General features: G+C 41.5%; 13 protein-coding genes. 1 reads left to right on the forward strand and 12 read right to left on the reverse strand.

The window, feature by feature from the left end; translation table 11 throughout:
• Nucleotides 1–284 precede the first annotated feature (284 nt).
• On the reverse strand, nt 285–911 hold the full coding sequence (locus tag P3R27_RS11040) for a hypothetical protein (RefSeq protein WP_034688229.1): 627 nt from the start codon (nt 909–911) through the stop codon (nt 285–287).
• Between the two features lie 192 nt (nt 912–1,103).
• Between P3R27_RS11040 and efbA the strand changes: the two genes are divergently transcribed.
• A complete protein-coding gene (efbA, locus tag P3R27_RS11045; RefSeq protein WP_034688227.1) occupies nt 1,104–2,804 on the forward strand; it encodes a fibronectin-binding protein EfbA in 1,701 nt (566 codons plus the stop codon).
• A gap of 187 nt (nt 2,805–2,991) precedes the next feature.
• Here efbA and P3R27_RS11050 read toward each other — a convergent pair whose 3' ends face one another.
• From P3R27_RS11050 to pyrC, 11 genes are all read right to left on the reverse strand, one after another.
• Nucleotides 2,992–3,702 carry an ETX/MTX2 family pore-forming toxin gene (locus tag P3R27_RS11050; RefSeq protein WP_034688224.1) on the reverse strand — a complete coding sequence of 237 codons (711 nt, stop codon included), beginning with the start codon at nt 3,700–3,702 and terminating at the stop codon, nt 2,992–2,994.
• 340 nt (nt 3,703–4,042) lie between these two features.
• Nucleotides 4,043–4,945, reverse strand: coding sequence for a LysR family transcriptional regulator (locus P3R27_RS11055; RefSeq protein ID WP_034688222.1), 903 nt, complete (start codon nt 4,943–4,945; stop codon nt 4,043–4,045).
• Entirely contained in the window at nt 4,942–5,643 is a 702-nt protein-coding gene (locus tag P3R27_RS11060; RefSeq protein ID WP_034688219.1) for a carbonic anhydrase family protein, read from the reverse strand. Before P3R27_RS11060 ends, P3R27_RS11055 begins: the two co-directional genes overlap by 4 nt.
• Nucleotides 5,644–5,684: 41 nt before the next feature.
• Nucleotides 5,685–6,326, reverse strand: coding sequence for a YfbR-like 5'-deoxynucleotidase (locus P3R27_RS11065; RefSeq protein WP_126134076.1), 642 nt, complete (start codon nt 6,324–6,326; stop codon nt 5,685–5,687).
• Nucleotides 6,327–6,529: 203 nt separating this feature from the next.
• Complete coding sequence (pyrE, locus tag P3R27_RS11070) at nt 6,530–7,162, reverse strand: orotate phosphoribosyltransferase (RefSeq protein ID WP_034688213.1); 633 nt, start codon at nt 7,160–7,162, stop codon at nt 6,530–6,532.
• A gap of 3 nt (nt 7,163–7,165) precedes the next feature.
• Nucleotides 7,166–7,876, reverse strand: coding sequence for an orotidine-5'-phosphate decarboxylase (gene pyrF / locus P3R27_RS11075; protein WP_034688211.1), 711 nt, complete (start codon nt 7,874–7,876; stop codon nt 7,166–7,168).
• Nucleotides 7,873–8,802 (reverse strand): dihydroorotate dehydrogenase, encoded by a 930-nt coding sequence (locus P3R27_RS11080; RefSeq protein ID WP_034688209.1) that lies wholly within the window; start codon nt 8,800–8,802, stop codon nt 7,873–7,875. Before P3R27_RS11080 ends, pyrF begins: the two co-directional genes overlap by 4 nt.
• Nucleotides 8,799–9,575: a dihydroorotate dehydrogenase electron transfer subunit gene (locus P3R27_RS11085; RefSeq protein WP_034688208.1), complete on the reverse strand. Its 777-nt coding sequence runs from the start codon at nt 9,573–9,575 to the stop codon at nt 8,799–8,801. The genes P3R27_RS11080 and P3R27_RS11085 overlap by 4 nt, the downstream gene beginning before the upstream one ends.
• A gap of 85 nt (nt 9,576–9,660) precedes the next feature.
• Complete coding sequence (gene carB, locus P3R27_RS11090; RefSeq protein WP_126134075.1) at nt 9,661–12,846, reverse strand: carbamoyl-phosphate synthase large subunit; 3,186 nt, start codon at nt 12,844–12,846, stop codon at nt 9,661–9,663.
• Nucleotides 12,846–13,925, reverse strand: a complete 1,080-nt coding sequence (locus P3R27_RS11095) for a carbamoyl phosphate synthase small subunit (protein WP_066025534.1) — start codon at nt 13,923–13,925, stop codon at nt 12,846–12,848. The genes carB and P3R27_RS11095 overlap by 1 nt, the downstream gene beginning before the upstream one ends.
• Nucleotides 13,926–13,929: 4 nt before the next feature.
• The gene (gene pyrC, locus P3R27_RS11100) at nt 13,930–15,210 is read right to left on the reverse strand and encodes a dihydroorotase (RefSeq protein ID WP_034688203.1); all 1,281 of its coding nucleotides are present in this window, start codon (nt 15,208–15,210) and stop codon (nt 13,930–13,932) included.
• Nucleotides 15,211–15,217 lie beyond the last annotated feature (7 nt).

Here is a 15,217-nt window from a genome sequence, read left to right on the forward strand (position 1 = left end):
ATGCGGTCGTCAAATTCTTGTCCAGCATAGATACAAACTTTAGAATCGTACATTGTTGTACTCTAAAAAGTTGTATCTACGAAAAAGTTCGTCCTTGATACAACTTATCTACGCCAGTTACGCCAATTATTTTTATGTTCTGATAAAAATTGAATTGATAAGTTCATCTTGGACCATCCTTTCCTTTGAGTGTTATCCTAAGTCTAATCGAATTTTATTTATCCGTCAACTAATTTTTTATTTTTTTGACTTTTTGTTATTTATCACTAAGTATTTCGCCACACTTATTCCAAGGTACTATCTGTTACTTTTTCCGCTTGTTCACCATTTGCTAATTCTTTTTCAAGCTGTTTGATGTTGATCAATGGCAATCGATTCAATGCAGGAACCAAGGTTTTCTCCAGTTCCTCTTTATTTTGGTCAGAAATAACTAAGCGATTTCTCTCTTTTCCGCCATCAAAGAAAATGATAGTGATTTTATCTTTTTCGATCCCATACCGTTGTTCTAATTCTTGGGTATCATAAACGAGTGGGTAGAAGAAAATCGTTCGATTCAACTCACTACTTTGTTGCGGATCCTCAAAGATATCCACCACTTGCTTGTAAATTGCCCCCTTCGGCAGACTAAACATGACAGAGATGGCTCGACTATCAGTGATCTCTTGATGCGCGGAAGAAAATGGCAAGGGCCGTAACTTTTCGGAATGGATCGAGGAATAGATCAATGAATCCACCTGTGCTTCTTTGATTCTACTCGGCAAAAAAAACATCGCGACCGTCAACAAAAATGAACAGCTCAGAAGAAGACCGATCCGTCTGAAATATTTTTGAGGATGTTGTTCAAAATTCTCTGATAAATTCGTGTAGCTTAGTATGATTTTATCCTTTATCTCTACCATCAATCGCTGCATCTTCTTTTCCCCCACCTGTTCTTTCTCTAATTATACCTAAAATCAAGCGAAAGAACGAAATAAAACACTAGTTTTTCATGTAAATTCTTTTTTTATTCTCTCTTTTACAGAAGAAATCATCCGGTCCATTGGTCTTTCCTTTCTTTTTTCGTTATAATAAGTGTACTTATGAATAGAAATGAGGAATGAATCATGTCCTTTGATGGTGTATTTACCCATGCAATGATCCATGAATTGCGCGAAACACTATTATCTGGTCGGATCTCAAAGATCCACCAACCGTATGAAAATGAAATCATTTTGGTGATTCGTTCTCGTGGAAAGAACCACCGATTGTTGTTATCTGCTCATCCAAGCTATGCCCGTGTCCAGATCACAGAGATCGATTATCAAAATCCAGAAAATCCGCCGAACTTCGTGATGATGTTGCGTAAACATTTAGATGGTGCGATTTTAGATAATATCAAGCAAATCAAAAATGATCGAGTCATCCACTTCCATTTTTCAAAACGGGATGAACTAGGCGACTTACAAAATATTGTTTTGATCGTAGAATTGATGGGACGACACAGTACCATCGTTTTAGTGAACCAGCAAACACGAAAGATCCTAGACGCCATCAAACATATCGGCAGCTCACAAAACACGTATCGTTCGTTACTCCCTGGTGTCGAATATGTCGCACCACCTGAACAAGCAGTACTTGATCCTTTTAAAGCAACAAAAGAACAAGTATTTGAACGCCTATCAAAAATCGAGCCAAATACAAAAGCACTACAACAAGCATTTCAAGGATTAGGCCACGACACTGCATTAGAATTAGTCGAACGGATCAATCAGCGACCGAATGAAAAAATGGCTGTCTGGGAAGAATTCTTTACTGGGATCGAGCAACCTACACCCACACACTATGAAGTGGGCACAAAAGAATACTTTACACCGATTGCTTATCACGAATTGGCGAAACAAGCCGATTCAACACAAGAATACGCCACATTAAGCGCTTTGTTAGATGCGTTTTACCAAGAAAAAGCGGAGAAAGATCGAGCAAAACAACAAGGCGGCGAACTGATCCGTAAAATCGAAAATGAACTAAAACGTAATCGCAACAAATTGAAAAAGCGCGAGCAGACCTTGCTTGATTCAAAAAATGCGGAAGAGTTTCGTCGTGACGGCGAACTATTGACGACTTTTATGAATCAAGTTCCTCGTGGCGCGACTGAAGTGACCTTAGCGAATTATTATGAAGAGAATCAACCCATCCGGATTACTCTTGATCCCGCCTTAACACCTAATCAGAATGCGCAAAAATACTTTCATCGCTACCAAAAACTTAAAAATGCGGTCAAATTGATTGGAAAACAAATCGAAGAAGCGAAAAGCGAGATCCAGTACCTTGAATCTGTCCTTTCGCAATTAGAGATTGCTGGACCGATGGATATTGAAGTGATCAAAGAAGAGCTATTAGCAGAGGGCTACTTGAAAAAGAAAACGAACAAAAAACAAAAGAAAGCAAAACCTTCTCAACCTGATCGCTACTTCTCTTCTGACGGTACTGAGATTTTAGTTGGTAAAAATAATCTGCAAAATGATCAATTAACCATGAAAACTGCAAGAAAAACGGATCACTGGTTGCACGCGCAAAATATTCCTGGTTCTCATGTGATCATCAAAAGTGATCAGCCTTCTGATGAAACCATTACGGAAGCTGCTGAACTAGCTGCGTATTACTCCAAATATCGCCACTCTGCACAAGTGCCTGTGGATCTAGTGCAAGTCAAATATATTCGCAAACCGAATGGCGCTAAACCAGGATATGTGATTTACGAAAACCAAAAAACGATCATTGTGACACCAGAAGAAGAAAAAATCCAAGCAATGACAAAAGATTGATTTTACTGAAAAAAACCGACGTCAAGAAGTCATGACTTCTGACGATCGGTTTTTTTGTAGTTCAAATACCAATGACAAATTAAATTCGATAGCCTGCCGCAATGATTTCTTTTGTACCAGTCGTTCGATCGAAGGCTTCTAAGATAAGTCCTGAACCATAATTGACACGATAGGTACCAGCACCAATTTAATGTCCTGCCACATTTGCATCGAGTTTCTTCCAGTTATTACGAGTTTCTGTGATATGGCGATCCCAATAACTGTCTGACAGCACTTGGCGGTCGCCAACTACCGTTCCAAGTCCGTATGTATGGATACGTCCAGCAGAATCTTTTTTATACGGGATATCTGCTCGGATGCGTTCTTGTAAATCAACCGATCCTGTTGCTTCACCTGTATAAAATACCCAGTTGACTTCGACTGTATGTCTCGGTCGAACATTGATGGCTTGACCAGGAACAGTCCAACCTTTTTGTGTCTCCCGAGTATGTGAAGTGGTTGTACTAAAATTGTAACTTAATTCAAGACTCATACTTGCCGAACCAAACATTGATACGCTGATATCAGCACTCACTGATGTAGAAACACCTGCAGAATGTGTGGTTGATGTCGTAATCGAATCTATGTAAGTTTCAGTATAAGAAGGTGTGGTAAGCGTTTGATCTTGATTAGTTTGATTATGAAAAGCACTTGTATTCACATTTTTTGACGTTTGTTTCGTTCCCATATCACTATTGACTCCTACTGAATAGGATTGACTGGACACATTTTTGGGATTGTATCCATTGTCAGTGAGTCTTTCATTCAAACCAATATCTCCCCATTGATACATTTGGTAGGATAATACATAGGCCATCGTACTCATGCGATCGATCGTGCTTTGATTGACTGATTTCAAATACCCTTCTCCGATTTGTGGAAGCGAATCAGCAGCACAAGCAACAGCCCCCCTTATTAAATAGTCCTACACTCGTCGCGCCAACTCCCCCTAACATTATTTTTATTCCTTTTTTCATTTTGCTGAACCCCTTTATCATTATTGATAAATCAACGGTGAAATCACTCCCGGTTGATTTATTGATGACAGTATGAATCATTTTTTAACTATGTAACATTATGTGCTTTACTGCAACAATACAGTTAGAATTGAAAGAACAAAAAATAAGCCTGAAATCAGCATTCACTGATTTCACGGCTTATCTTTTGCTTCATCTTCTTTTTCAATTGATCCTAAACATTCACTTCATTTGTTTCATCACCTGTTGGATACTTGTGATAAACTTCTTGGCGATATCACTTAATGGCTGCTTTCCAGAATAAATGACATATAACTCATTCATTGGACTATCAGCTAATGGAATCAATCGTAAATATTCTTTGATCTCCCCAATCACGATGCCAGAGCCTGAAGCATAGGCATCTGTTTCTAACACAATGTTCATCAATGTGCCACGATCACTCGTATAGATCACCGATTCTTGTTCAGGAATCTCAATTAGATCTTCATAAAAATAAGGGAAATTATTGCCATCTTGTGTAAACCGAACTTGTGGAAATGCTGTTAGCTCTTCCACCTTTATTTCTTCTTGTTGGGCAAGTGGATGGCGTTGTCTCAGAAAGATATGTGTCTTGAATCTTCCTAAAGACTGAGCGACTAATTCCCCTTGTTCTAAGTAACGCTTGATCCCTGTGCGATTATGGTCATTCATATAAAGGATACCTAACTCGCTTTGTTGCTGTTGGACCTCTTCGATCACGTTCGCTGTGGTCGTTTCCATGATCCGAAACTGTTTCACTTCTGCTTTGAATGTCTCAATCAGCTGCGCAGTCAATGGACCTAAAAAATCATAGTGTTGTGAAGCAATCGAAAAGCTTTCACGTTTTTCACTCTTCTGGTAATAGTTTTCCAAAGAATCTAATTGTACTAAAATTCGTTCCGCCCGTTTTAAAAAGTCTTGTCCTTCTTCTGTTAGATAAGCCCCTCGATTCGTGCGGGTAAATAAATGGATACTCAACTCATTCTCCAATTCTTTGATTGCTGCAGAAAGGCTCGGCTGAGAAACAAATAACTTTTTCGCCGCTTCTCGAAAACTTCCGTTATTTGCTACTGCAGTAACGTATTTCAATTGTTGGATGTTCATTTTGTCCCCTTATAATAATAGATTTTTCGATTCTTCACTGGTTGTAGCGGACGATTGTTAGGTTGTGCGTATTGCCCCTTGAATGGGATCAAAAAATCACGATTCAATCGACCAATTTGATCCATGACGAACCATTGGATCGGCCCACTCGTTGGGGGAGTAGTCAATGAACCAACGTAATGATAATGACTTTTCTGCTCAGGAAAAAAGACAGAGGCATCGGTCCAATGCTCATGTGCATCGAGATCCCATTTGTCGCCATTTTGACGATCGTACAACCAACCCTCATCATTTGATAGACGGTACATCGCACCAATGACTAAGTTTTCTTGTCGGTCATTGGTGTGTACAAAATGAAATTCAATATCTTCTTGTTTACCATTAATGATATGTTCTGATGGCATATGAAAATGGATGTCGGTCAAATAGTATGTTTCTTCATTGAAAAGAACATAACTGATTTGATCATATGGTACAAGATGGATCGTATTCTTGAACTCCTTATCCGTGAATCGTTGTTTCTGATAGTGAAAAGAGAGTGTTTCTTTCGTGTTACTGCTCGCTTCACACGTTGTCAAAGGAATGGGCGATTGTAATTCAAACTCGGCTCCTTTTGCAAACCAATCACATAATTCTGCCCAATGTTCCGGTCCTCTTTCACCAAAATAATTCCATTCAACATCCATATTCTTCTTCAACTAAAATTCCTCCTGAACCAGTTACCTACACGGTACTTTGACTATTCTTTTTCTTTTTTGACAATGCTTGAAACAGCTGCTAAGAAATCTTCTTTTCCATAGAATTCTTGATTAAGTAATTCTGGAAAAATCTCTTTGAAAAAATATTGGACGGATGGTAGATGATCAAAGCCTTTGATTGTTGTGACCGCCTCAATAAACATCTCTTTATAGACTTTCTCCGGATTATTTTTACTGATCTCATCAAACGATTCATACAAAAGATCAATTTTATCTGAAACAGCAAGTAATTCACCTTCGACCGTATCGTCTTTGCCTTCGAATAATCGCCGGCGATAAATGTCTTGTAAAGCTTCAGGGATTTCTTGATTGATGAACTCATCCGTCATCTTTTCTTCGACGGTCTGTAGCATCCCTCTCAACTCTTTACTCGCATATTTCACCGGGGTTTTGATATCACCGATAAAACGTTCGGTATAATCATGGTTCAAGGCTTTTTCATATAAGAGCTTCCAGTCAATCGATTGTCCATGGAGTTCTTCAATGTCACCTAACACTTGCGCGATCGAAGCCACACGATAAGAGTGGGCTGCGACGGTGTGTTCCGTGTGTTTGAAAAATCCCGGAGCTCTGGTGATTCTTTCCAAGTTATTTAAACCCAAAATAAATTCATTCAATCCCATAAAGAACCCTCCTCGTTGAGATGACTTTTCCGATAATCTTATCATTAAATAACTGGAATTCGCAAATTTTCAGCTTATTATCTTAACACTTTTTCATGTATAAAAGAATAATTCTCGCTATGTATCATCAGGACTTTACTATATCTCAAACAGAAAAAGGGCTGAAACAACATCCGTTTTTCCGCCCTTTTTTCATCTGATTACTAAGCTGTTGCCCAGTTTTCAGGATCTTTTTTCCATTCTTTCAATAAAGCAAGCTCTTCTTCGTTAATCGTTTTATTTTCTAATGCAAATTCGATCAATACAGAATAATTCGTCAAGGTGATCAATGGTAGAGCAGCCTGTTCAAAGTTCGCTTTTCCTTTTGGCAACTCATACGTAAAGATTGCCGCAACACCTAAAACATCTGCACCTTCTCTTTTAGCTGCTTCAGCCGCTTCTAACACACTTCCGCCTGTGGAGATCAAATCTTCGATGACAACCATTTTTTGACCTTCAAAGATACGACCTTCGATTTGATTACCTTTACCGTGTGCTTTCGCTTTACTACGAATATACACCATAGGTAAGTCTAGGATTTCTGCCACCCAAGCTGCGTGAGGGATACCGGCAGTTGCTGTACCAGCGATCACTTCAACTTCTGGAAATTCTTGTTTGATTTTTTCTGCTAATCCTTGGGCGATTTCTTTTCTGACTTTAGGATAGCTCATCGTGATACGATTATCGCAATAGATTGGGCTTTTGATTCCACTTGCCCATGTGAAAGGTTGGCTTGGACTTAAGAAAACAGCTTCGATTTCTAAAAGGTCTTTGGCAATAGATTGTTCAATGTTCATAGATTAACGACTCCATTCTGCTTTGATTGTTTTGTACGCTTGGTAAGGATCTTCTGCTTGTGTGATTGGTCGCCCGACAACAATGAAGGTTGAACCGATTTCTTTTGCTTGTGTCGGTGTTACGATCCTTGTTTGGTCGCCTGCGACTGTTCCTTCTGGACGAATACCAGGGGTTAAACAAACAAATTGCTCACCCGCTTTTTCTTTGATCGATGAGACTTCTAATGCTGAAGAAACGACCCCATCTAATCCTGCTGCTTTGGCACAAGCGGCATAGTGGATCACACTTTGCTCCAATGGTACTTCGATCAGTTGGTCATGGTGCATTTCTTCTTCACTAGTAGAAGTTAGCTGCGTAATTGCTAAAAGTAATGGGCGTTTCTTTCCTTCTGATGTGCCATCGGTCAATCCACGCATGGCTGCTTCCATCATACGGATTCCGCCTGCAGCATGCACACAGGTGATATCTACACCTAATTTTGCCAAACCGCGCATCGCTTTTTCGACAGTATTCGGAATATCATGCAATTTCAAATCTAAGAAAACCTCATGACCTGCATCTTTTAACCAGCGGACAATGATTGGTCCTTCTTGATAAAAGAGTTCCATGCCAATCTTAACAAATAACTTTTCGTCTTCTGGGAAACGTTGCATAAATGTTTCCACTTCTTCCCATGATGAAAAATCTAAAGCAATAATTGGTCGTTGATTCATTGATTTCTACCTTCTCTCACTTCTTTGATCAGTTGCTCTAAAGACTGGATACCTAATTCATTCATTCGTCCTGGCAAATCTGCAATCAATTTTGGACAAATATATGGATCAGTAAAGTTCGCCGTTCCGACAGCGACTGCACTAGCGCCTGCCATATACATTTCTAGTACATCGTCCACGGTTTGCACTCCGCCCATCCCGATAATCGGTAGCTTGGAGACACACGCTACTTGGTGGATTAAGCGGATCGCTACAGGTTTGATCGCCGGTCCGGACAGCCCTCCTGTTTGATTGGCAAGGATCGGTTTTCTTGTTTTCAGATCAATACGCATTCCTAATAAAGTATTGATCATCGTAAAACCATCGGCGCCGCCAGCTTCAATAGCCTGTGCCACTGGAACGATATCCGTAACATTAGGAGATAATTTGACATAGACAGGGACATTCGCCACTTTTTTCACCGCTTGTGTCAGTTGGAATGCCACCTCTGGATCGGTTCCAAAAGCAATTCCGCCATGTTTGACATTTGGACACGAGATATTAAGTTCGATGGCATGGACATTCGGTGCATCGCCGATCTTGCCACAGACTTCAACATAGTCTTCTTCACATGCGCCAGCGACATTCGCTATGATCGGCAAATCTTTATAGGTGGCTAATTCAGGTAGCGATTTTTCCATGACCACTTCCATTCCAGGATTTTGCAACCCGATCGCATTGAGCATACCAGAAGGTGTTTCAGCTACTCGCGGCGTGGGATTACCAAAGCGCGCTTTAGGTGTCGTCGCCTTGACCATAATCGCACCAAGTTGGTTCAAATCGTAGTATTTGCCATATTCTTTGCCAAACCCAAAGCAACCACTTGCTGGCATGATCGGATTCTTCAAATTTAGTCCTGGAAGTTTAACTGCTAAAGGGTTACTCATAAAATCACCTCTCCTGCTTGGAAAATCGGTCCTTCATCACAGACTTTCAAGCTTTTCGTTCCTGTTTCATCGCCTGGAACATGACAGACACATGCGTAACAGGAACCGACACCACAGGCCATGCGAGACTCTAATGACAGTTGGACGTTAGGATGACCGGCAAAGAGCTGTTCCACTGTCTTTAGTAATCCATTTGAACCGCATGCAAAAACAGCAGCAGGCTTATCTTTTGCCGCAAGTAATAGATTACCGACATTCCCATGCAGTCCATAGGTGCCGTCATCCGTTGCGATCCTTGTATCACCTAGCTTTAGAAATTCTTCTTCATAATACATTACTTCTTGTGAAGCAAAGCCTAGAAAGTGAATCGCTTTGACACCTCGTTCCTTCAGCTGTTTCGATAGTTCGTATAAAGGAGGAACTCCGATTCCTCCACCGACAATGAAGACCTCATCTTCTTTCGTTAATCCCGAAAGATCGAAGCCATTTCCTAAAGGTCCTAAGACGTCTAAAGAATCACCAGCAGTCAATTCTGCGAAATGCTTTGTTCCGTCTCCTTCTACACGGTAGATGATACGACAAGTTTTTTGTGATTGATCGATCTGGTTGATACTGATTGGTCGGCGCAACAACAAATCTGCTCGTGGTACGCGAATATGAAGGAATTGTCCAGGGCGTGTCATTTCTTGGACTAATTCCCCGGTCAGTGTCATTTCATAGATTCGTGGTGCTAGTTGCCGTTGGTGAACGATTTTCATTACTTCTTGTTTCATCTTAACACTCCTATGTTTTGGGACTTTTTCGCAGACTGCTTTGCTTTTTTCATTTTTTAAATAGGAGGGCAATTGCCCTCCACGATTAGATTGCTTGTGTTGAAAATGCTCGGGATTCCATCACGCGGACGATTGCATCCGCAGTATCAAGGGAAGTAAACAATGGCGTGCCATGTTCTACTGCTTCACGTCGAATGATAAAACCATCTTTTGAAGCATTCCCACGATCTTTATCAATGGTATTGACGACCACTTGTGCTTTGCCAGCACGTATCAGATCAACGACATTTTTCTCTTTTGTTTCCTCAGAGATTTTAGCTACTGGGGTCACCACAAGTCCGTGTTGTTCAAAGAACGCTGCGGTGTTTTTCGTTGCCAATAAGCTATAGCCGATTTCTGCAAAGCGTTTTGCTAGACCTAAGGCTTCTTCTTTCGTTTCATCGGCGATCGTAAACAAGACAGCACCATAATCAGGCAAGCGTAAACCTGAAGCTTCAAACGCTTTATACAGCGCTTTGTCTAAGTTTTGATCTGAACCCATGACTTCACCTGTCGATTTCATCTCTGGTCCTAAATAAGTGTCCACTTTATGCAACTTCGTAAATGAGAAAACTGGCGCTTTGACATGGACGTTTGCAGTTTCAGGGTACAAACCATCTTCATAGCCTAAGTCTTTCAATTTTTCTCCTAAGATGGCTTTTGTCGCGATCTGTGCCATCGGGATATTCGTCACTTTGCTCAAGAAAGGAACTGTTCGACTCGCACGTGGATTCACCTCGATGACATATACTTGGTTATCGTGGATAACGAATTGGATGTTCATCATCCCGATACAATTCAGCCCTCGTGCTAAACGGATCGTGTAATCTTCGATTGTTTGTTTGATTTCCTCTGACAACGCTTGTGGTGGATAAACCGCCATCGAATCGCCTGAATGGACACCTGCACGTTCAATGTGTTCCATGATTCCTGGGATCAAGACGGTTTCACCATCACAGATCGCATCGACTTCGCACTCACTACCGATCAAGTAACGGTCGACTAAGACTGGATGTTCTGGTGAAGCTTTCACCGCATGTTCCATATAATCTTCTAAGTCACGTTGATTCTCGACGATCTCCATTGCCCGACCTCCCAAGACATAGCTTGGACGAACAAGTACTGGATAACCAATTTTGTTTGCGACTGCCACAGCTTCTTCTTTACTTGTCGCAGTATCTCCTAGTGGCTGAGGTACCCCTAATTCTTGTAACGCTTGTTCGAATAGATTACGGTTCTCCGCACGATCAAGGTCTTCGATCGTTGTTCCTAGGATTTTTACACCTGCTTTTGCTAATGGTTCAGCTAGATTGATCGCTGTTTGTCCTCCAAATTGGACGATGACACCGATTGGTTGTTCTAACTCGATGACATTCATCACATCTTCAAAAGTCAAAGGCTCAAAGTAAAGTTTATCAGAAATCGAGAAATCAGTCGAAACGGTTTCAGGATTACTATTCATGATGATTGCTTCATAGCCTGCTTGTTGAATGGCTTTGACTGAATGAACTGTCGCATAATCAAATTCTACCCCTTGTCCGATACGGATCGGTCCAGAACCGAGTACTAGAACAGACGGTTTTTTTGAACGATGGCTTTCATTTTCGATTTCATACGTACTATAGAAGTAAGGTGTGTGGGATTCAAATTCGGCAGCACACGTATCGACCATTTTGTAAACAGGCTGAATGTTCTTTTCTGTACGTAATTGGCGAATCGTTTCCGTCGTCGTTTTCCACAATTCTGCAATTTTTCGATCTGTGAAGCCATTTTGTTTCACAGTAAGAAGTAGATCCAACTGATTCGGTTGTTCCGAAAGCTCCTCTTCTAATTCAACGATGTGCAACAATTTATCCAAGAAGAATAAATCGATTTTCGTCAAGTCTGCCAACTCTTGGATTGGATAGCCACGTCGGATCGCTTCGGCTAAGTAGAATAAACGATCATCTTGTGCACGGACGATTTTCTCCATCAAACGTTCTTCACTGACTGTCTTCAATTCAGGCAATTCAAGGTGGTGTGCCCCGATTTCTAATGAACGAACGGCTTTTAATAAAGATTCTTCGATGTTACGACCAATCGCCATCACTTCGCCGGTTGCTTTCATTTGCGTGCCTAAGACACGTTCACCGGTTTCGAATTTGTCGAAAGGCCAACGTGGAATCTTGGCTACTACATAGTCCAATGCGGGTTCAAACTCAGCGTAAGTCGTTCCTGTTACTGGATTTTTCATTTCATCCAAGGTCAAACCTAACGCGATTTTAGCTGCTAATTTCGCAATCGGATAGCCGGTCGCTTTACTTGCTAAAGCAGAGGAGCGTGAAACACGAGGATTCACTTCGATGACATAGTACTTGAAACTATGAGGGTCTAATGCTAACTGAACGTTACAGCCACCTTCGATTTTCAATGCACGGATGATCGATAGTGATGCATCTCTTAACATTTGATATTCATGATCTGCTAATGTTTGGCTTGGAGCAAAGACGATCGAATCCCCTGTATGGATACCAACTGGATCGAAATTTTCCATGTTGCAGACAACGATGGCATTATCGGCAGAGTCGCGCATCACTTCATATTCGATTTCCTTGAAGCCTGCAATACTACGTTCAATCAAACATTGGGTGACAGGCGACAAACTCAAGCCATTTTCCGCGATTTGGCGTAGTTCGGCTTCATTCTCACACATACCGCCACCAGTTCCCCCTAATGTGAAGGCTGGTCGAACGATGATCGGATAACCGATTTTATTGGCAAAGGCGACTGCTTCTTCTACCGTTGTCACGATTTCTGATTCTGGGATCGGTTGATTTAATTCTTCCATCAACTTTTTGAACAAGTCACGATCTTCTGCTTGGTCGATCGCACTTAATTTCGTCCCTAATAATTCGATACCTAATTCGTCCAAGATTCCTGATTCAGCTAATTCCATCGCCATATTCAAACCTGTTTGCCCACCTAATGTCGGTAAAATCGCATCAGGACGTTCTTTTCGTAAAATTCGTGAGACAAATTCTAATGTGATTGGTTCTAGGTAGACTTGATCGGCAATTTCTTTATCGGTCATGATCGTTGCTGGATTGGAGTTGACTAAGACGACTTCGTAGCCTTCTTCTTTTAAAGCTAGACAAGCCTGTGTGCCTGCATAGTCAAACTCAGCTGCTTGACCAATGATGATCGGACCAGAACCGATCACCATGATTTTATTGATATCTGTCCGTTTTGGCATTAGAATTGCTCCTTTCCAGCGTCCATCATTTCCATAAATTCATCAAATAAATGTAGTGCATCATGTGGCCCAGGTGCTGCATCCGGATGGAATTGCACACTGAAGGCAGGATAGCGACGGTGACGGACACCTTCGACTGTGCCATCATTGACTTCCACATGAGTGACAAGTAATTTTTCCGGGTCGATCGTTTGTTCATCTACCGCATAGCCATGGTTTTGTGACGTAAAATCGATTCTTCCTGTTGCAACTTCACGAACAGGATGATTGAGTCCACGGTGACCAAATTTCATCTTGTAAGTATCTGCACCATTTGCTAGAGCAAAGAGTTGATGCCCCAAGCAGATACCAAAAATCGGGATCTTGCCTTGGATTTGTTTGATCATCTCGATCGCTTCTGGTACATCTTTCGGATCTCCTGGTCCATTCGTCAACATCACGCCGTCTGGCGATAATGAAAGGATCGTTTCCGCATCCGTATTGTACGGTAAGACTGTTAAATTACAGTCACGCTTACTCAATTCACGTAAGATGCTATGTTTCAATCCAAAATCAATGACTGCCACATTTCTTCCTGTTCCTGGGCTAGGATAAGGTTTATTGGTTGAAACTTGTTGGACTTGGTTCGTTGCCAAGACGGTTGCTTTTAGTTGGTCAAACGCATGTTCAAATGTGTCGCCTGCATCCACGATACTGGCTTTCATCGTCCCAACTTCACGGATTTTTCGTGTCAACGCCCGTGTATCGATGCCAGAGATACCAGGGATTCCCTTTTGTTTCAAGAACTCGTCTAATGTCATTTGGTTACGCCAATTTGACGCAACACGTGCATGCTCTTTGACCACTACACCTTTACACGTTGGTGCAATCGATTCATAATCATCACGGTTCACGCCATAATTCCCTACCATTGGGTACGTAAATGTAATGATCTGTCCATTAAAACTTTGGTCTGTGATCGTTTCTTGATATCCTGTCATACTTGTCGTAAAGACGATTTCTCCAAACACATTGGCTGTCGCGCCAAATGATTTCCCTTTAAATACTGTGCCATCTTCTAAAATTAGCAACCGTTCCATCCAATTATTCCCCCTTATGCCAAACAAGTTTTCCGTTGACAAATGTCATCAATGTTTCCCCTTTGATTTCCCAACCGACAAAAGGTGTGTTCTCGCCTTTTGATAAGAAATCTTTTTTATCGATTACTGTAGCATGCGCAATATCGTAAACTGCCAAGTCTGCTGGTGCGCCGATCATCAATGTGCCAGCTTTCAAGCCAAAAATGGCTGCTGGTTTCACTGCCATCCAGTCAATCACTTGCTCTAGTGTGAATTTTCCTGTTTCAACAAAATGTGTATACACGAGTTGGAAGGCTGTTTCACTTCCAACGATCCCGAAAGGTGATTGCAAGAAACTTTGACTTTTTTCTTCTAATCCGTGAGGGGCATGGTCGGTGGCAATACAATCGATCGTGCCATCAAGCAAGCCTTCGATCAATGCCTCGCGATCTGCTATACCTCTCAACGGCGGATTCATTTTCCAAAAACCAAAATCTTCTGGGATATCTTCATCGATCAAGATCAGATGGTGTGGTGAAACCTCTGCGGTCACGTGAATCCCGGCTTTTTTCGCATCGCGGATCACTCGCACGCTTTCTTTTGTTGAAACATGGCAGACATGATAGTGAACGCCTGTTGCTTCCGCTAATAGGAGATCACGAGCAATTTGAGAAGACTCAGTCACACTCAAAATACCTGGCAACCCTAGCTCTTCTGCTTTTTCTCCTGCGTGCATCACACCGCCAAATAATAATGATTCATCTTCTGTGTGAGCAACGAGTGCTTTATTGTTTTTTGCGGCTTCTTTCATCGCTAAGTACATCGTACCTGCTGTTTGCACGCCGACACCATCATTGGTAAAAGCAAATGCGCCTTCATTGATCAATGCTTTTTGATCGACTAGTTCTTCACTTCGAAGATTCTCAGTGATCGGTGCATACTGTAATACTTTGACGACAGCATCACGTTTAATGATGTCATAGACTTGTTTTAATTTTTCTGCTGTATCAGGTACTGGGTCAAGATTTGGCATCGCACAAACAGTGGTGAACCCGCCTCGAGCAGCTGCTTTCGTGCCAGCTTCGATCGTTTCCTTGTAAGTAAATCCTGGCTCTCTCAAATGGACATGGACATCCACTAATCCAGGTGTGATCAACTGTCCTTGTGCATCAAACACTTCATCAAATTCAGCCTCAGGAAAGCCTGTACCGATTGCTTTGATCTTTCCTTCTTCGATCCAAATTTCTGCTGGTGTTGTTTCATTTCTTTTTGTATTGATTTGACCGTTTTTAATGAGTGTTTTCATGTTCCTT

This window comes from Enterococcus spodopteracolus (genome assembly GCF_030441955.1).
GTDB classification, from domain to species: domain Bacteria; phylum Bacillota; class Bacilli; order Lactobacillales; family Enterococcaceae; genus Enterococcus_B; species Enterococcus_B spodopteracolus.